Below are 18,441 nucleotides of genomic sequence, written 5' to 3' on the forward strand. Positions count from 1 at the left end.
CCCGCAGGCGTGTGGCGGCGCGGGAGAGGCCCACGCGGCCCGCGAGGGTCTCGAACGGCAGGCGGCCGTCCGCGCTCAGCTCGCGCACGATCGCCGAATCGGTCTCATCCAGTTCCATGCCGCCCATGGGCGCTCACCTATCCAGTGGGGGAATTTCCCCCTAATTCTGCACATTGGGCGCCCTGTGCGCGGTGCGGGCGTGCGGGTCCCGACTTGACAGATCGCCGGTCCCTCCACTCGCATACCCGCGGCCCCGGCCCGCACGGCCGACGAACGGATGAGCCGTGCGTACCGGGGTACCGACTTTTGACGATCTGTTTCCCCTATATCTACGCCGGTGGAGGGACGCGAAGGACAGGTGGGTTATCTACGTTTGGGAGGAGAGGACGGACCTGCGTCCTTCTCGGTGAAGCGCGAGGGAAGCACGAGGAAGGGGCGCGCCGACCGCATTGTCCGACCGCAGGACCGGGGGTGCCGTGCGAGGGGCCGGAGGACAGGGGAACGGGTGCGGCCCGTGCCGTGCGCACGCGAAGGGGGAAGAGCGCAGGGGCGTGCCCCGCGATTCGTGGTGGGGCGTACCGCTCCACCGGGGGTGGGGCGAGCACCACCTCGGACAGGGTGGTGGCGTTATCGCACTTCGCCGCCGATCATCCGTAGCGTTTTCCCCGACGGAGCGAGCAGGCCGCATGGCGGCCGTACGGAGGGGGGACACCGTGGTGCGATCGAGGTCGGGCGCGGAACGTGCCCTTCCCGCCGCGGCCGGCCCGGGCCCGCCGTGCCGTAGCGCCCGGCGGGACGGAGCCGGGCGGGCGATGGGCGCGCGCGGCTCGGCCGCCCTTCCGGGCGGCCGGCGCGCGCGCCGGTACCGGGGGGCGCCGTGCTGATCGGATCGGTCCTCATCGCCCTGGCCGGGGCCTTCTGCATGGCGCTGGGGTCGGCGCTGCAGGAGCGCGACGCGGTCCGCGCGCCGGGCAAGAGCGTGGCCCGCTTCAGCCTGCTCGTGCACCTGGTCCAGCGCCCGCGCTGGATCCTGGGCACGGTCGCGGCCGGGGCGGGGGTCTGTCTGCACCTGGTGGCGCTCAGCGGGGCGCCGCTCACCATCATCCAGCCGATCGGCGTGACCGGACTGCTGTTCGCGATCGTGCTGTCCATGCTCTTCACCCGCCGCCGGGTGCGGACCGGGCAGATCGCCGCGGGGCTGGCGGTCACCGCCGGCCTCGCGGGGGTGATCACCCTGTTCCCGCACACCGCCGAGCCGCCGGAGATGACCACCGCGACCGCGCTGGTGCTGGCCGGGGTGGTGGTGGGGGGCGGGTTCGCCGCCCTCGCGGCCGCCCGGTACCTGCGTGCGGGGGCGCGCGGCGTGCTGCTGGCGGCCGTGGGCGGAACCGCCCTGGGAACGACCTCGGCGATCGCACGGGTGATCGCCGCGGGCGCCGCCCAGGACCCGGCCGCAGTGGTCAGCTGGCTCACGCCCGTCGCCGTGGGCGTCGCCCTGTTCGGCGGCCTGATGATGCAGAACGCCTACCGCACCGGCCACTTCGCCGCCGCCTACGCGGTGCTCCTCGTCGCCGACCCGGTGGTCGGCGCCGGGCTGGGGGCGCTGCTGCTCGGCGAGGGGCTGCCGACCACTCCGCTCGCCCAGGCGGGGGCCACCGCCTCCGCCGCCGTCGCCGCGGCCGGCATCGCCGTGCTGGCCAAGGCCAGGAACCAGAACCCGGAGGCCGCGGTGCACCGCGGCGCACCGGCGCCGGGCGTCCGTCCGGCGCCCGCCTCCGGGGAGGCCTCGCCGTTGTCCACCTCCGCATCTGCACAGGAGCAGCCTGATGACCGCAAAGAAGGAGAGAACCCCGGGGACCGCCGGCCAGGGCAGCCGACCGAGCGGGGGGCCTGACCGCATGCGTCTGCTGATCGCGGCCGACACCTACCCGCCGGACGTCAACGGGGCGGGCTACTTCACCTACCGGCTGGCCACGGGGCTGGCCGAACGGGGCCACGACGTCCACGTGGTGTGCGCGTCGGCGACGGGACGCCCGGGCATCGAGTACGAGGACGGCGTGGTGCTGCACCGGCTGCGCTCGGCGCCGGTGGTGGTGCACCCGACGATGCGCACCGCCGTCCCGCTGGGCGTGGGCGGGCACGTGGCCCGGATCGTCGAACGCCTCGCCCCGCACGTCGTTCACGCCCAGAGCCACTTCACGGTGAGCAGGGCGGCGGTGCGGCGGGCGCGGCTGTCGGGGGCGCCGGTGGTGCTCACCAACCACTTCATGCCGGACAACCTGTTCGCCCACGCGCACATCCCCGACGCCCTCCAGGGCGTCGCGGGCGGGCTGGCCTGGCGGGACATGGTGCGGGTGGCCTACGAGGCCGACCACGTGACCACGCCGACCCGGCGCGCCGCCGACCTGCTGGCGGCCAAGGGGTTCAGCCGCCGGGTGGAGCCGGTCTCCTGCGGTATCGACCTGGAGCGGTTCCGGCCCCGCCCCGCCGAGCGCGCCGAGGTGCGCAAGCGGTTCGGGCTTGAGGACCGGGAGACGATGGTCTTCGTCGGGCGGCTGGACGAGGAGAAGCGCATCGATGACCTGATCCGGGCGCTGGCGCTGGTGAAGGACCGCCGTGACCTCCAGCTCGCCCTGGCCGGGACCGGCCAGCGCCAGGCGGAGCTGGCCCGGCTGGCCGAGGAGCTGGGCGTGGCCGACCGGGTCCGGTTCCTGGGGTTCGTTCCCGACGAGGAGCTGCCGCTGGTGTACGTGGCCGGGGACCTGTTCGCCATCGGGAGCGTGGCCGAGCTGCAGAGCATCGCCACCCTGGAGGCGATGGCGACGGGGCTGCCGGTCGTGGCCGCGGACGCGCTCGCCCTGCCGCACCTGGTGGACGAGGGCGGCAACGGGTTCCTGTTCCCGCCGGGCGACGCCGAGGCGCTGGCGGGGCGGCTGCTGGACGTGCTGGGGTCGGACCGGCGCGAGGCGATGGGGGAGGCCTCCCGGGCGCTCGCACTGACGCACGACCACCGGCGCTCGCTGGACCGGTTCGAGGAGATCTACCGGTCGGTGCGCCCGCGCCGCCCGGGGGCTCCCGTCGCCGACCGGGCGCTGCGCGCGGTCGCTGGAACGGGGGGAGGGCGCCGGGCGGCGGCGGCCGCGTGATGACTTTCCGTGGTTTTTGCGTCACATGCTGATGTAAGGTCCGGTTCGCGGGACATATCCAGAGTGTGTGGTTCGTTGGTACCGGACGAGCGGGGGCGGCGCACGCCGACGGCGTGGCCGCCCGGCTCCGCAAGGCCGAATCCGACGAAAGGTCGTGCCAGGACGTCCTCGGCGACTACGACCGCGCCCACCGCGAGCTGGAGGAGCGGGTCGAGCGCCTGGAGGCCGAGCTGGCCGAGGCGCGGCGGCAGAAGCTGGAGGCGTTCGCCCGCTGGTGGAACTGCCGCGAGGACCGTGACCGGGCCCGCCATGTGGCGCGCAGGCTCCGGCGGCGGCTGAAGCGCATCCACCGCCGCGAGATCGCCCGGGGCGGGAGCGTTCCCGCTGCGGCCGCCGAGGCGGAGGCGCAGAACGGGCAGGCGGTCGACATCCCGGCCCAAGCCGGGGGGCCGGACCGCACGGGCCATCCCGACCACGCCGGCTACCCCGACGGCACGGACCGCTCCGCACGGTCGGCCGGGCCGGACCGGTCCAAGGGGACCGAGAGGGCCGCGTGGGCGGGACAGCCCCTCCGGTGGGCGTACATGGGGCCCGGCCGTGGCCTGCCGCTCGACCCGGCCCGTGCCTCCGAGGACATCGGCGACGGCCGCCCGGTCGGCCGCCACCGGACCGACGGCGACAACGTCAACGGGGACAACGGCGGCCGCCCGCACCTCCACCCGGCGGACGGCCATAGGGCGGGCGGTTCTGGCCCGATCCCGTCCCAGCGTGAAGGCGGCGAGGACGCCGAGGAGACCGGGGGATCAGGCGGAGTCGGCGGAGACAGGGAACGCCAGCGCCCCCGCGTCGGTTGGAAACGCGCCAACGGCAACCGGAGACGCCCGCGCGATTAGGGCATCCGAGCGGCCGGGGGCACGAGCGGGGACCTCCTGGCCCGTCTCCCAAGGGGCGTCCTCATCCTCTTCCGTTTCTGGGGCCCGGGCCGGGGCGGTGGTCCGGGATGCGGTCCAATACCTCCTCCAGGTCGCGCTGGACGTCGACGGCCGCCTCCTTCAATGCCCGCTGCGTCACCCCGATCGCCGGTCGGCGCAGGCTCGCCGCCCGGACGGCCATGTAGACGTCCCTCGACGGCGCGTCCTCGGGCAGTCTGCGGAACGCCAACCCCGCCGTGCCCGAGCTCAGGGACAGGGCCGGGACGGCCGCGATGCCGATGCCCCGGGACACCAGGCTCAGGATGGTCCCCAGCCCCTCGAACTCCCATGCCGCCGCCGGGGCGCCGCCCAGGTCGGCGAGCAGGGTGTCGGTCCCGTACCGGGACGGCTCCCCCTGCGGCGCGGCGATCCACGCCTCGTCCAGCAGCCGCTCCAGCTCCACCGGCACCGCCGGGTCCGCCAGCCGGTGCTCCTCCGGCACCGCCAGCACCATCGGGTCGCGCAGCAGGTGCTCGTGGCGGAGCTTGCCCGCGCCGGGGTCCGGGCGGCGCCCCGTCCAGTCGTCGACCAGGGCGATGTCGGCCTCGGCGGCGCTCACCTGGCGGACCCCCGCCCCCTCGGTGGTCTGGCGCAGCACCAGCTGCATGCCGGTGTGGCGGCGCAGGCTCTGCGCCAGACGGGGCGCGAACGCCACCGCCGCGGTCGGGAAGGCCGCCACCGTCACCCGGCCGGTCACCTGCCCCCGCCGCTCGTCCAGCACCGCCTCGGCCGCCTCCACCAGCGCGAGGATCTGCTCGGCCTGGTCGGCCAGCAGCCTTCCGGTTTCGGTCAGTTCGGCGCTGCGTGCGGTGCGGTCCAGTAATTGGGCGCCCGCTTCCCGCTCCAGTGCGGACAATTGCTGCGAAACGGCCGAAGCCGTATACCCCAGCGAGGCGGCGGCCGCCGCGATCGTCCCCTTATCGGCGAATTCCTTGAGCAGTTGGAGCCTGCGGAGATCGAGCATAAGACCACCTTACGCTCACCATCGAAAAGAGTCGCTTGTGCTGATGGGTGGAAGTGGGCAGAGTGAAAGTGCGAGGCCGGGGAGCACCAACGGCCCCAGGCCTCCCACCAGCCGCCGGACGTATGCGGGGTCGATCTCTTCATGTCTGTTGCCGTTTCCGCCACACTCGCCGTGAACGAGGCCCTGGAGGCCAGGCGCCGCACCGGCGCCGCCGTGCTGCCCCTGGGGTTCGGCGAGGCGGGACTGCCCGTCCACCCGGCGCTGCGGGACGCCCTCGCGGCCGGAGGCGGGTGCAACTCCTACGGTCCGGTCGCCGGTGACCGCGGCCTGCGCGAGGCCGCCGCCGGGTACTGGTCCCGCCGCGGCCTGGACACCGACCCCGACATGGTCGTCGCCGGGCCGGGCAGCAAGCCGCTGCTGTACGCGCTGCTGATGAGCATCGGCGGCGACGTGGCCGTCGCCGCCCCCAGCTGGGTCAGCTACGCCGCCCAGAGCCGCCTGTCGGGCAACCGCCCGCTGTTCGTGCCCACCGAGCGCGGCCAGGGCGGCGTGCCCCAGCCCGACCTGCTCGCCGAGGCCGTGCAGGACGCGCGCGGGCAGGGCCGCGACGTGCGGGCCGTGATCGCCACGGTGCCCGACAACCCGACCGGCACCGTCGCCGGTGCCGACACCGTCCGGCGCCTGGCCGAGGTCGCCCGCGCCCTGGACCTGGTGGTCATCTCCGACGAGATCTACCGGGACCTGGTGCACGACCCGGCCGCCACCGAGGTGCGCAGCCCCGCCGAGTTCGCCCCCGAGCGGACCGTGGTCACCGCCGGCCTGAGCAAGAACCTGGCCCTGGGCGGCTGGCGCCTGGGCGTGGCGCGGCTGCCCGACGGGGCGCGCGGGGCGCACCTGCGCGCAGAGCTGCTGGGGATCGCCAGCGAGCTGTGGTCGAGCCCGAGCTCACCGGTCCAGCGCGCCGGTGCCCTGGCCTTCGACGAGCCGACCGAGCTGACCGACCACATCGGGCGCAGCCGCCGCCTGCACGGCACGGTCGCCCGCGCGGTGGCCGAGCGCTTCACCGCCGCCGGGGCGGCCGTGGCCGCACCGCGGGCCGCTTTCTACCTCTACCCCGACTTCGAGCCGCACCGCGAGCGCCTGGCCGCCGACTTCGGGGTGGTCGACGGCCCCGGACTGAGCCGGATGCTGCTCGAACGCTACGGCCTGGGCGCGCTGCCCGGCGTCGAGTTCGGCGAGTGCCCCGAGGCCCTGCGCCTGCGCGTCGCCACCAGCCTGCTCTACGGGGACACCGACGCCGAGCGCTGGGCGGCGCTGGCCGTCGACGACCCGACCTCCCTGCCGTGGATCCGCGCGCACCTGGACCGCCTGGAGGAGGTGCTGTCCGAGGTCGCCGAACCCGTGGCGGCGGCCGCCTGAGCGCGGCCGGACGACGCGGGCGCCGAAGAGCGCAGAAGAGCGCAGAAGGGTGCCGACAACCGAACACGGACGCCAACGCCGAAGCGAACCCGGAGAACGGGGGCGAGGAGCGGGGCCGGACATCGCGGAAGGGCCGGTCCCGCTCCTCTGCGCGGGCCACCCTAGCGGTAGGCCCCCGGAGCCGCGGAGGGCGGGACCCGTGCGCGGCCGAACGCCCAGAGCGTGTTCCCGGGGTCGGGCCCTACTGCACGGCGCCCAGGCACGGCCCTCGCCGCGCTCTCATCGGTCGACGGCCCGCCGACCGGCTTACGCCTCGGGCCGCATGGCGCCGCCGGTGCCCTCGACGGGCCCGACCCAGGGAGAACGCCCCGGCCACGCTCTCTCCCATCGGCGGGGCATTCACCTTCGTGACGCGCCTGCGGCGTGCTTCTGTCGCGCGCCGGGCGCCGGATGGCTCTAGGATCGCGAGCAGTCTTCAACGCAGTTTCCATCTTTGGAGCAGTGATGACGCTCGTGGAGTGGGCGCGCCAGGTGTGCGCCGAACTCGACCTCCCTGAGGAGGTCGTCAAGGAGGACGTCGACCGCGTCCTCGACCTCGCCCGGGACGCCGCGCACTCGGTGGCCCGCCCGGCGGCCCCGCTCACCACGTTCCTGCTGGGCATCGCGGTCGGCCGCGGCGCCGACCCGGAAGAGGCGGCGCGCGCGCTCACCCGGCTCGCGCTCAGCCGGGCCGATGGCCCCGACGGTGCCGGCGGTGCCGACGGCGGGAGCCCAGGTGGGGAGAACAGCGGATGACCGGGTGATCTCCGCTGGTCAGGGCCCCTCCGCAACCGGTGTGTGGGGGGACCGTGACGCGAATGTGACGAATCGGTGTGAACCTGGCGGAACACTGCGGTTCCGTACCCCGGAAGCCGTGTCCGGAAGGGGAGCACCACCCCCTCGGAGCGCCCGGTGATCCTCGGGCGCGCCGCGCCCCCGTCCCCCGTCCGAGATCGATTGGGAGCACTCACGTGGAACAGACCGTGAGCCTGTTGGAAGACCTGTCGTCCATCATCTGGGGACCATGGGTCCTCATCCCCCTGCTGCTGATCACAGGGCTGTTCCTCACGGTCCGCCTGCGTCTGCTGCAGTTCCACAAGCTCTTCCACGCCCTCTGGCTGGCCTTCGTGCGCCGCAAGGAGACCGACGGCGAGGGCGACATCTCGCACTACCAGGCGCTCAGCACCGCGCTGGCGGCCACCGTCGGCGTCGGCAACATCGCCGGCGCGGGCCTGGCCATCGGTATCGGCGGCCCCGGCGCGCTGTTCTGGATGTGGATGACCGGCCTGGTCGGCATGGCCACCAAGTACAGCGAGGCGCTGCTGGGCGTGAAGTACCGCCAGCGCGACGGCGTCGGCAAGCAGAGCGGCGGGCCGATGTTCTACCTGAAGAACGGCCTGTCCGGCGGCCTCGGCACCACCCTGGGCTTCCTGTTCGCGCTCTTCGGCGCGATCGCGGCGTTCGGCATCGGCAACGGCACCCAGGCCAACACCGTCGCCCAGCAGCTCGACGAGAACTTCGCGATCGCCCCGTGGGTCTCCGGCGTGGTGATGATGGTGCTCATCGGCATCGTGGTGATCGGCGGCATCAAGAGCATCGGCCGCGTCGCCTCGGCGGTCGTGCCGGTGATGATCCTGCTCTACATCGTCGTCACCCTGCTGGTGCTCATCGTCCACGTCGCCGACCTGCCCGCCGCCCTGGCGCTGATCGTCACCGACGCCTTCACCGGCTCCGCGGCCACCGGCGGCTTCGTCGGCTCCACCGTGCTGATCGCCCTGCAGATGGGCGTGGCCCGCGGCATCTTCTCCAACGAGTCCGGCCTGGGCACCGGCGCCATCGCGGCGGCCGCGGCCAAGACCGACCAGCCCGTGCGCCAGGCGATGGTCTCGATGACCCAGACCTTCATCGACACCATCATCGTGGTCACCATGACCTGCCTGGTCATCATCGTCACCGGGGTCTGGGAGCTCGGCGACGACGACGGCGCCGCGCTGACCTCCGCCGGACTGCAGGAGGGCCTGAGCGGGATCAGCCCGGCCCTGGGCGCGGCGGCCGGGCCCATGCTCGCCATCGCGGTGGTGGTGTTCGCCTTCACCACCATCCTCGGCTGGTCCTACTACGGCGACCGCTGCATCGACTACCTGATCGGGCACCGCGCGGTGGTGTTCTACCGCGTGCTGTTCGTGGCCGTGGTGTTCGTCGGCGCCACCGCCGAGCTCGACGTCGTCTGGCTGTTCAGCGACATCGCCAACGGCCTGATGGCGCTGCCCAACCTGGTCGGCCTGCTGCTGCTGTCGCCGGTGGTGGTCGCCGAGACGCGGCGCTACTTCGCCAACCCCGAGTGGAAGAACCCGGACTTCCGGGTCCCCGAGAAGCAGTAGCGCTCAAGCGGGCATCGCGACGAGAGAAGGGCCTGTCCACCGCGGACAGGCCCTTCGGCCGTGTTCGGCCCCTCGGCCGGCCGTCTCCCGGGTGCGCCGAAGCGGACGCGGCAGGGGCGGGGCCGGGGACGCGCCCGGCCCGGCGGCGCCCCGCGTCACCACCAGGCGTGGAAGTGGTGCACCGGCCCCTTGCCCGAGCCGACGTCCAGGTCGTCGGCGCGCCGCAGCGCCTCGGTCAGGTACCCCTTGGCCTCCCGCACCGCCTCGGCGCAGCCGTCCCGCTGCGGGAGCAGGGCGGCGATGGCCGACGACAGGGTGCAGCCGGTGCCGTGGGTGTTCTTCGTGGCCACCCGGGGCGCGGTGAACGCCGCGGCGGGGCGCCCCGGCTCCACCAGCAGGTCGGTGCTCTCGTCGGTGTCCAGGTGCCCGCCCTTGATCAGGACCCGGCGGGCACCCAGGTCGAGCAGGCCGCGCGCCTGGTGCTCCATCTCGGCGGTGTCGGCCGCCTCCTTCACGCCGAGCAGCTCGGCGGCCTCGGGCAGGTTGGGGGTGATCAGGTCGGCGCGCGGCAGCAGGCGGGTGCGGACCGCCCCGATGGCGTCGGCCGCCAGCAGCCGGTCGCCGCTCTTGGCCACCATGACCGGGTCGAGCACCACGTGCGGCGGCCGGTGGGTGTCGAGCGCCCCCGCCACCGCGTCGATCACCTCGGTGTCGGCCAGCATGCCGATCTTGACCGCGTCGGCGCGCACGTCCTCCAGCAGCACGTCGAGCTGGCGGGTGATGAACGCCGGGGGCACCCGGTGCACCTCGGCGACCCCGGTGGTGGTCTGCGCGACCAGCGCGGTCACCACGCTCATGCCGTAGCCCCCCAGCGCGGAGACGGCCTTGAGGTCGGCCTGGATCCCCGCGCCGCCGCTGGGGTCGGTCCCGGCGATGGACAGGATGTTGAAGGAGCTCATGGGCGTCCCTTCGCTAGTGCGAGCTAGTGCAGGTTCGACGGGTGTGTTCTCAGCCGCGGTGGGAGGAGGGTCCGCGGCACCCCGCGCCGGTATTCGATCGGGGCCGGGCCGCCCCGGGCGGCCCGGCGTGCGATCAGGGTGTCACATGCGGGGGGCCGACCCCGAGGCGGGTCGCGCGTGGCGCCCGCCCTGCGGCGCGCCGCCCCCGCCCGGATGGTCGCCGCCGCCGCGGCCGCCGTGGCCCTCCTGGCCGCCGTGACCGTCCTGGGCGTCCCCGCGGCGGGCGCGGGTCGCGCGCTCCAGCAGCAGCACCCCGACCACCAGCGCGAAGCCGACCGCCATCAGCAGGACCGTGAACGGCACCTCGGTGGGGGCGGTGAAGGAGCGGTCCTCCTCCTGCCAGGGCCACAGCGCCCGCAGCGAACCGGCGAGCAGGCCGGTCATGACCACCATCGCCAGGTGGTGGTGGCGGTCCAGCAGCCACTGCAGCAGCTTGACGAACAGGGCGCCGCCGATCAGGGCGCCGAGGACGAAGGTGCCGATGTAGCCCAGGTCGCGGTCGTTGAGGGCGTCCATGGTGGAGGTGTACAGGCCCAGGGTGAGCAGGATCAGCGAGCCCGACATGCCCGGCAGCACCAGGGCCGACACCGCCACCGCCGCCGCGGCGGCGACGATCAGCGGATTGGGTTCGATCTCGGAGGGCGGCAGCCCGATGAGCACGAACGCCACCGCCGCCACGACGAGGGCCAGCAGGTAGTCGCCCGCCCTCCAGCGCTGCAGGGTGCTGGAGTAGGGGACGTACACCGAGGCCAGCACCAGGCCGAAGAAGACGGCGTAGGCGAACTGCCGCTCGGACTCCACCAGCGGGGCCAGCAGTTTGGCCGCGGTGAGCGCGGCGGCGACCATGCCGATCAGCACGGCGGCCACGGCGGCCCAGTCGGCTTGGCGGAACTCGGCGCCGGCGCGCGCCATGCCGCGCCCGCGGGGCAGGTCGGAGACGGTGAGGCGGAGGCCGCTGACCACGTGGCCGGCCGAGGTGATGAGGGTCTCGTAGATGCCGGTGATCAGGGCGACGGTGCCGCCGCTGATGCCGGGCACCACCTCGGCGGTGCCGATCAGGGCGCCGCGGACCAGGTTGAGGGCGTGGGTGCCGATTGGTTTGGCCATGTCTCGCGTTTCGTCGATGGGACTGGGGAGGCGGGGCGCGCGGCACCGGCCGCGGGGAGGCGGGCGTCGGGACGCCGCGCCCCGGACGTCTCGTCTTCCCGGACGGGCCCGGCGGAGGCCGACCGTCACCCGGTGTGAAGCCGAACGGGCTCAGCGGGTTCGCGCGGAGCGCGGGAAACATGCCCCAGTGTAAGGACTCCGGCCCGGCCCGGGGCGCTGGAAGCGGGCCGGGAGCGGGTTTTCGGGAAGTCCGCGGGGCGATCGTGCGGATAACCGGAACCGAGCGGGTGCGGTGGGCCCACCTCGTCCCTGTTCGCGGAGTTCCTCGGCTGCCGGTCACGTCCGCTGGAGTGGTGTCATTTCCGTCCGGCCGGGCCGGCGCGGGCGTCGCGGCCGTGGGGCGGCCCGCCTCGGTGCCGGTGCCGTGACCGGCGCCCCGGCCGTCGGCGGGCGGCCGAGGACCGACCGGCCAGGGCGGCCGCGGCCGCCGAAGATTCCACCGCTCCAGCGGACGCCACCCGGCTGCCTGTCGGCCTCAGAGCGCTGCACGCCCCACTGCGCGTGGACCGCGAACCGTGACGCGAACCGTGAAGTGGTGCGGCGGGGGTGTGTCGCGGGCAGAGAGCCGTCCGCACCTCCCGCCCGGAGCCGATGGTGTCGGGTGGAATCGGGGCCTTCGATGGCCGTGGCCGTTGCTGTCGCCGTGATCGCCCGCCGAAGCGGGCGGAGTCGGCAGAGGTTCCATCACTCCAGCGGACGCGCCCCTCAGGGCGCCGGACCGCTCCGCGGGCGGCCCCTGGACACGCCCCTGGACGCACCGCAAACCTCTTCGCCGTGACGCTGGGCTAACGGCCGCGTCTCTGGGCCCGTCGGGTCCATATGTCCACGGTCGGCACCCGTGCGGCCTCCCGTCCTCTTCGTCTCTGTATGGACCCTTGTGCCTTCTCCGGGGCGTCTGTTCTTCTGCTGTGGGTCCCCGAGCGGCACGCGTATCGTCCGCGGGCCGCGGGGTATCCCAAGAGCGACACGATCAGCGCTGATCGGAAAGGGACACCTGGATGAGCGACACCCGCGTTCTGGGAAGCAGGCCCTCCGGGGGCGACCCCTCCGGCCCTCCTGTCTCCACCGCCGACCACATCGCCCTGGCCCAGGCCCGCTCGGCCCACAACTACGCGCCCCTGCCGGTCGTCATCGCCTCCGGCGAGGGCGCCTGGGTGACCGACGTCGAAGGCCGGCGCCACCTCGACATGCTCGCCGGGTACTCGGCGATGAACTTCGGGCACGCCAACCCCGACCTGCTCGCCGCCGCCCACCACCAGCTGGACCGGGTGACGCTCACCAGCCGCGCCTTCTACAACGACCAGTTCGCGCCGTTCGTGGCCGCCCTGGGCGACCTGGTGGGCAAGGAGCGCGTCCTGCCCATGAACACCGGGGCCGAGGCGGTGGAGACCGCCGTCAAGGTGGCCCGCAGATGGGCCTACGACGTCAAGGGGGTCCCCGACGGGGAGGCCACCATCGTGGTGGCGGGCGGCAACTTCCACGGCCGCACCACCACGATCATCTCCTTCTCCTCCGACCCCGACGCCTACGGCGGGTTCGGCCCCTACACCCCCGGGTTCCGGTCGGTGCCCTACGGCGACGCCGAGGCCGTGGCCGAGGCGGTCGACGGCACCACCGCCGCGGTGCTGGTGGAGCCGGTGCAGGGCGAGGCCGGGGTGGTGGTGCCCCCGCCGGACTACCTGCCGCGGCTGCGCGAGCTGTGCGACCGCGAACGGGTGCTGCTCATCGCCGACGAGGTGCAGTCCGGGCTCGGCCGCACCGGCACCGTCCGGGCCTGCGAGCACACCGGCGTGGTGCCCGACGCCTACCTGTTCGGCAAGGCGCTGGGCGGCGGCGTGCTGCCGGTGTCGGCGATGGTCGCCGACGAGTCGGTGCTCGGGGTCATCCAGCCGGGGCAGCACGGCAGCACCTTCGGCGGGAACCCGATGGCCGGGGCCATGGGGCGCACCGTGGTGCGGATGCTCAAGGAGGGGCCCTACCTGGAGAACGCCCGGACCCTGGGGGAGGTGCTGCGCACCCGCCTGAAGGAGTTCGTGGGCGACGGCGTGGCCGCCGCGCGCAGCATCGGGCTGTGGGCGGGCATCGACATCGACCCGTCGCTGGCCACGGGCCGCCGCATGTGCGAACTGCTCGCCGAGCGGGGCGTCCTGGTCAAGGACACCCACGGGTCGACGATCCGGCTGTCGCCGCCGCTGGTGATCAGCGAAGAGGACCTCAACTGGGGCCTGGACCAGCTCGGGGCGGTCCTGGCCGACCTGAAGGCGGGGCGGGCCTAGGGCCTGACCCGAGGAACACGCCCCCGCTCATCGCCGGGCGGGCCGTACCGGCGGGCCCCCCCCCGCCCCNCGGTCCCGTCCCGGCCGCGCCGGTGTCAGTCGAGGTCCCGTGCGAGGGCCTCGGGCCCGGCGGCGTCCACGGTGTCCCGGCTGACGTACAGCTCCCGCCCGGGCCCCTCCTCGACGCGGGCGCCGAGCCGTTCGGCGAACGCCCGCTGGCCCGCGGCGGTGGGGTGGAAGCTGCTGCGGTGCACCTGGATGCCGTCGGTCAGGTCCTCCAGCACGACCCCGTTCAGCCAGCTGTCCTCCGCGGTCACCTCGTGGCCCGCGAGCGCGGTGTACACGTCGACGAACTCGACGCTGCCGACGTCGCCCTCCTCGGCGATCTCCTTGTCCGCCTCCTGGGCGGCGGCGCGGAGCCGGTCGTTGAAGGCGCGCACCTTCCCGTTCAGCCAGGCCTGGTCCTCGACCGTGAGCGTGTAGTACATGCCGGACGGCTCTTCGGGGAACAGGCGCGGGTAGCCGACCAGGAGCAGGCGGGCGTCGGGGGCGCGGTCGCGCACCTCGGCGATGATCGCGTCGAGGGTGTCGTCGAAGGCCCGCATCCGGCGGTCGACGTCCTCCTCCTGCCCTTGGCAGACCCCGCCGGAGACCAGCGGCATCCGCACCATGCAGGTGCGCAGCACAGGGGTGAAGCCCAGGTCGTTGCCGCCGATGCCCAGGCTCACCAGGGAGGTGTACTCGCCGATCGCGCCGAGCTGGGCGTCCTCGTCCCCGTCCCCGGCCTCCTCGAGGAGCTGGGCGCCCTTGTGCTTGCTGCAGGCGACGAAGCCGAAGCCCCCGGCGAAGTCGAAGGACTCGGAGGTGCGGGAGGGGTAGGCGTCGGCCGAGCGGTAGCAGCCGTCTCCACCGGTGGTGCCGGGCAGGTAGGAGCCGGCGCCGTCGCCGGAGGAGTAGGAGTCGCCCAGGGCGAGGTAGTGGCCCCAGGTGGCGGCCTCGACCGGGTCCATGGCCAGCCGCCAGTCGTCCTCCGAGCCGGGTTCCCGCCCCGGCAAGAGCCCCCCGGGCGCGCACCCCGACCCGGTCAGCGAGCACCAGGCCCCGGCCAGGCCGTCGCGGGTGACCGGCACCGCGAGCGCGAGGACGAGCAGAAGGGACACCGCGGCGGCCGCGACGAGGAGGACACCGCGGCGGCCGCCCCCGAGTCTGCGCACTGTCGGCCACCGCCCCTCGAACGTCCCGTCGGCCGGGTTCCGAAGGGCAGAGTACCCGCGGCCGCGGCGGTCCAGGGGTAACGGCGCGGCCGGTCCTGGGCCCTCCCGGCCGCCGGAAGGGCGACGGGCGGCCGCGGTCCGCCGACGACCAGCGACGATGAGAGCGGAGAGGCGCGCATCACACCGTGGCCGGAATCGGAAAGGGGCCGGTGGATCCGGCGGCGGTACTTCCGGTCGGGCGGCGCCGGGGACGGCTGGCGCCCCGCTCACGGGCCCTGGCCGCCCTGCGATCCCGTGCCGATGCGGCGGGCTGATCACCTGGGAACCCGACGCGGACTCCACCGCGGTACGCGCCCACCGGCACGCCGCCGGGGCCGCGAAATAGGGGAGGCCCCGGATCACGGAACGGCGGAGCCCGACGGCCACGGGCTGGGCCGCTCCCGCGGGGGCGGGGCACGGGGATCCATCCGGCCTGCGAACAGCACCACAGACCGATGTCCGTGGTGGCCACCGCCGGGCGGCGCGGAGACGCGCCGCGGTCCGAGCCGGTGATGGAGCGCGTACGGGCGGCCGGGCACCGGCGGAGCGGGCCCGCGCGCACCCGACCGGCGCGGGTGCGCGTGGATAGGGCCTACGGCTCGGAGAGGATCCGCTCTTACCGGCGTCGCCGCGAGATCGCGCACACGGTCCCCGGGCCCGCCGACCGGGTGCGCGACCGCAGGCGCGTAGGGCGTCGCGGGGCCCGCCCGCCTTGGACAAGGCCGGCTAGCGGGCCCGTCACGCGGTGGGGTGCGGGGTCAACCGGCTCGAACGCAACCGGGCGGTGGCCGCGTGACGGGCCCGCCCTTGGCTGTGGGGCCACCGTGCTGATCGCTGCCATCAATGAATGGATCCGACTTGCCAAACAGGCCCTAGCCGGGGCGGCAGCGCACCACCGTGTCGATCGCGCGGTCGATGTCGGTCGGCGACAGGTCGGCCCTGGCCGTCAGGCGCAGGCGGGGGCGGCCGTCCGGGACCGACGGCGGGCGGAAGCACCCCACCCGTACCCCCTTCTCCGCGCACCGGCGTGCCCATAGCACGCACTCGTCGGGGGAGTCCGCCGTCACCGAGACCACGGCGCCGTCGGGGGCCGAGGCACGCAGGCCGTGTTCGCCCAGGCCGGTGGAGAGCGCACGGGCGCGGTCCCTCAGGCGCTCGGGGAGTGCGGGTTCGGCGCGGATCAGGCGCAGTGCCTCAAGGGCCGCACCGGCCGCGGCCGGGGCCAGCCCGGTGTCGAAGATGAATGTGCGCGCCGTCTCCACCAGGTGGCGGATGACGCAGGCCGGGCCCAGGACGGCGCCGCCCTGCGCCCCGAGGGACTTGGACAGCGTCACCGAGACGGCCGTGTCCTCGGCGCCGCGCAGGCCCGCGGCCGTGAGGGCGCCCGCACCGCCGTGCCCGACGACGCCGAGGCCGTGGGCGTCGTCCAGCAGCAGCGCCGCCCCCGCACTCCGGCAGGTGCGGGAGAGGCCGGACAGGTCGGTCAGGTCGCCGTCCACGGAGAAGAGGGTGTCGGACACGACGAGGGCGCGTTCGGCGTCCGAACCCTCGGGCGCCTCCTGCAGAGCGCGCGCCGCGGAATCGGGGTCGGCGTGGTCGAACAGCGAGACGCGGGCGCCCGAGGCCTTGGCCAGCCGGGCGGAGTCGATGAGCGAGGCGTGGTTCAGGCGGTCGCACACCAGGTGCGCGCCGCGCCCGGAGAGCGCGGTGACCATGGCGAGGTTCGCGGTATAGCCGGAGGAGAAGACGAGCGCGGACTCGGTGCCGTAGAAGTCGGCGAGCTCCTCCTCTAGCGCGCGGTGGAGCCGAGTGTCGCCGGTGACCAGACGCGACCCGGTCGCCCCGGCACCCCAGCGCCGGGCGGCCCGCGCGGCGGCGCCGGTCACCCGCGCGTGGCGGGCGAGCCCCAGGTAGTCGTTGGAGGCCAGGTCGAGCACGTCCTCGTCGTGGGGGCGCGGCCGCAGGACCCGGGTGAGCCCGGCGGCGGCCCGCTCCTGGGCGGCTCCGGCCAGCCACCCGAAGGGCGACGCGGGGGAGGAGGCCACGGGCCGGGGGCGGGCGTGCAGCGCGCGGTCGCCGTTGGTCGCGGTCACGGTCGGGTCGCCTTCCTGGTCGCGGTCGGGCGGTGGACGCCCCGTCCTCTATGCGGGCCTCTATGCGGACCCCGCGTGCGGCCCCCGGCGACGTGCCGACCGGTGGGCCCCGGCCCGGGTGGGTGCGTCGGCCACGGCCATGGATGCCGCGTGGGCCCAGCCGACGGCTGCGGTTCCCGGCGTCGGCCCGGATGGAGACCGCCCTGCTCCGAGGGGCCCCGGCCACGTGCACCGCCTCGGTGGTGCCCGCGCGCGGACCGTCCCGGCCGGGCAGGGTGCGCCCCCTGCCCCGTGTGCGTCCCCACGGGTGGGCGGCGGGGTCCCGCCACCCACCCGGGCCGCCTGGAACGGCCACGCTGAGCCTCACACGCGGCCGACACCCCCGTCATGCGCCGGAACGCACAAACATCCCCCGCCGAAGTCTGTGGGAGGGACCATCGCCCCGCCGCCGGTCCCTCGGAAGGATGTGCGGGTATGACGCCTCCGCCCCGACCGGCCCCCGACGGCGCCGCCACCGACCCGCGTGCCGCCGCCGAGGCCATCGCCGCGACCGACGCCGCCGCCGAATGGGTCCGCGAGGTCGACCGCGACCTGCTCTGGCACCCCTACTCGTCCGTGGGCCCCGGCGCCGACACCCCGTACGTCGTGACCGGCGCCCACGGCACGCGCCTGCGCCTGGTCGGCGAGGACGGCCGCGAGCGCGAGGTCGTCGACGGCATGGCGTCTTGGTGGTCGGCCATCCACGGCTACCGCCACCCCGTCCTCGACGCGGCCGCCCGCACCCAGATCGACCGGTTCGGCCACGTCATGTTCGGCGGCCTCACCCACGAGCCCGCCGCCCGCCTGGCGGCGCTGCTGTCCGCCGCCGCCCCCGGCGACCTGCGCCACGTCTTCCTCGCCGACTCCGGGTCGGTGTCGGTCGAGGTCGCGCTCAAGATGTGCCTGCAGTACCAGCGCTCCCAGGGCCGCCCCGAGCGGCGCCGCATCCTGACCTGGCGCGGCGGGTACCACGGGGACACCTTCCACGCCATGTCGGTGTGCGACCCGGAAGGCGGGATGCACGCCCTGTGGGGCGACGTCCTGCCCCGGCAGGTCTTCGCCGACGCCCCGCCCGAGGGCTTCGGCGCCGACCCGGACCCCTCCTACGTCGCCGGGCTGGAGCGGCTGGTCGCCGCGCACGCCGACGAGCTGGCGGCCGTCATCGTGGAGCCGGTGGTGCAGGGGGCGGGCGGCATGCGCTTCCACAGCCCCGGCTACCTGCGTGAGCTGCGCCGCATCACCCGCGAGCACGGCCTGCTGCTGGTGTTCGACGAGATCGCCACCGGCTTCGGCCGGACCGGCTCCATGTTCGCCGCCGGACACGCCGGGGTCGTCCCCGACGTGATGTGCCTGGGCAAGGCGCTGACCGGCGGATACCTGACGCTCGCCGCCGCCCTGTGCACGCCGGAGGTGGCACGCGGCATCTCGGAGGGGGAGGTGCCGGTGCTCGCCCACGGGCCCACCTTCATGGGGAACCCGCTGGCGTGCGCGGTCGCGGCGGCGAGCGTCGGCCTGCTGACCGGCGGCGACTGGCGCGGCGACGTGGCCCGGGTCGAGCGGGGTCTGGGCGACGGCCTCGCCCCCGCCCGCGCCCTGCCCGGAGTGCGCGACGTGCGCGTCCTGGGCGCGATCGGCGTCATCGAGCTGGACCGGCCCGTGGACACGGCGGCCGCC

The 18,441-nt window shown here is 74.7% G+C and carries 13 protein-coding genes, 1 pseudogene and 1 riboswitch (1 of these 15 only partly in view); of the genes and pseudogenes, 8 read left to right on the forward strand and 6 right to left on the reverse strand.

What is annotated here, in order from left to right; translation table 11 throughout:
* Positions 1 to 127 (reverse strand): AsnC family transcriptional regulator (locus D476_RS39610; RefSeq protein WP_152529203.1); only part of this gene is annotated, 127 nt, incomplete at its 3' end.
* Positions 128 to 877: 750 nt separating this feature from the next.
* On the opposite strand from D476_RS39610, the gene D476_RS0103450 reads away from it, so the two are divergent.
* The 3 genes from D476_RS0103450 to D476_RS38160 all read left to right on the forward strand — a co-directional run bounded on the left by D476_RS0103450 (position 878) and on the right by D476_RS38160 (position 4,039).
* The gene (locus D476_RS0103450) at positions 878 to 1,894 is read left to right on the forward strand and encodes a DMT family transporter (RefSeq protein WP_017622585.1); all 1,017 of its coding nucleotides are present in this window, start codon (positions 878 to 880) and stop codon (positions 1,892 to 1,894) included.
* 4 nt (positions 1,895 to 1,898) lie between these two features.
* Positions 1,899 to 3,146 carry a glycosyltransferase gene (locus D476_RS0103455; RefSeq protein ID WP_017622586.1) on the forward strand — a complete coding sequence of 416 codons (1,248 nt, stop codon included), beginning with the start codon at positions 1,899 to 1,901 and terminating at the stop codon, positions 3,144 to 3,146.
* Between the two features lie 65 nt (positions 3,147 to 3,211).
* Positions 3,212 to 4,039, forward strand: a complete 828-nt coding sequence (locus tag D476_RS38160; RefSeq protein WP_192826349.1) for a hypothetical protein — start codon at positions 3,212 to 3,214, stop codon at positions 4,037 to 4,039.
* Between the two features lie 61 nt (positions 4,040 to 4,100).
* Here the strand turns inward: D476_RS38160 and D476_RS0103465 are convergent, their stop codons facing one another.
* Positions 4,101 to 5,081, reverse strand: a complete 981-nt coding sequence (locus D476_RS0103465; RefSeq protein ID WP_017622588.1) for a LysR family transcriptional regulator — start codon at positions 5,079 to 5,081, stop codon at positions 4,101 to 4,103.
* Between the two features lie 141 nt (positions 5,082 to 5,222).
* On the opposite strand from D476_RS0103465, the gene D476_RS0103470 reads away from it, so the two are divergent.
* The 3 genes from D476_RS0103470 to D476_RS0103480 all read left to right on the forward strand — a co-directional run bounded on the left by D476_RS0103470 (position 5,223) and on the right by D476_RS0103480 (position 8,920).
* Positions 5,223 to 6,500 carry a pyridoxal phosphate-dependent aminotransferase gene (locus D476_RS0103470; protein WP_026123195.1) on the forward strand — a complete coding sequence of 426 codons (1,278 nt, stop codon included), beginning with the start codon at positions 5,223 to 5,225 and terminating at the stop codon, positions 6,498 to 6,500.
* Between the two features lie 504 nt (positions 6,501 to 7,004).
* Positions 7,005 to 7,295 (forward strand): DUF6457 domain-containing protein, encoded by a 291-nt coding sequence (locus D476_RS0103475; RefSeq protein ID WP_017622590.1) that lies wholly within the window; start codon positions 7,005 to 7,007, stop codon positions 7,293 to 7,295.
* Positions 7,296 to 7,510: 215 nt separating this feature from the next.
* Complete coding sequence (locus tag D476_RS0103480; RefSeq protein WP_017622591.1) at positions 7,511 to 8,920, forward strand: alanine/glycine:cation symporter family protein; 1,410 nt, start codon at positions 7,511 to 7,513, stop codon at positions 8,918 to 8,920.
* Positions 8,921 to 9,075: 155 nt separating this feature from the next.
* On the opposite strand, the gene thiD is transcribed toward D476_RS0103480, so the two are convergent.
* Together thiD and D476_RS0103490 are read right to left on the reverse strand one after the other, a co-directional pair.
* Positions 9,076 to 9,879 (reverse strand): bifunctional hydroxymethylpyrimidine kinase/phosphomethylpyrimidine kinase, encoded by an 804-nt coding sequence (gene thiD, locus D476_RS0103485; RefSeq protein WP_017622592.1) that lies wholly within the window; start codon positions 9,877 to 9,879, stop codon positions 9,076 to 9,078.
* Positions 9,868 to 9,973, reverse strand: a riboswitch (TPP riboswitch). It overlaps the preceding gene by 12 nt.
* A gap of 47 nt (positions 9,974 to 10,020) precedes the next feature.
* Positions 10,021 to 11,046: a DUF368 domain-containing protein gene (locus D476_RS0103490; RefSeq protein ID WP_017622593.1), complete on the reverse strand. Its 1,026-nt coding sequence runs from the start codon at positions 11,044 to 11,046 to the stop codon at positions 10,021 to 10,023.
* Positions 11,047 to 12,104: 1,058 nt separating this feature from the next.
* Here D476_RS0103490 and rocD point away from each other — a divergent pair.
* Positions 12,105 to 13,382 carry an ornithine--oxo-acid transaminase gene (gene rocD / locus D476_RS0103495; protein WP_017622594.1) on the forward strand — a complete coding sequence of 426 codons (1,278 nt, stop codon included), beginning with the start codon at positions 12,105 to 12,107 and terminating at the stop codon, positions 13,380 to 13,382.
* A 95-nt stretch (positions 13,383 to 13,477) separates the two neighbouring features.
* Here the strand turns inward: rocD and D476_RS0103500 are convergent, their stop codons facing one another.
* Entirely contained in the window at positions 13,478 to 14,596 is a 1,119-nt protein-coding gene (locus D476_RS0103500; protein ID WP_017622595.1) for an SGNH/GDSL hydrolase family protein, read from the reverse strand.
* Between the two features lie 911 nt (positions 14,597 to 15,507).
* Entirely contained in the window at positions 15,508 to 16,728 is a 1,221-nt protein-coding gene (locus D476_RS0103505; RefSeq protein ID WP_017622596.1) for an 8-amino-7-oxononanoate synthase, read from the reverse strand.
* Between the two features lie 474 nt (positions 16,729 to 17,202).
* Here D476_RS0103505 and D476_RS31970 point away from each other — a divergent pair.
* Positions 17,203 to 18,441 (forward strand): annotated as a pseudogene (locus D476_RS31970) (adenosylmethionine--8-amino-7-oxononanoate transaminase) (it continues 133 nt past the right edge of the window).

Origin of the sequence: Nocardiopsis chromatogenes YIM 90109 (assembly GCF_000341185.1) — a bacterium.
In the GTDB taxonomy this organism is placed as follows: domain Bacteria; phylum Actinomycetota; class Actinomycetes; order Streptosporangiales; family Streptosporangiaceae; genus Nocardiopsis_A; species Nocardiopsis_A chromatogenes.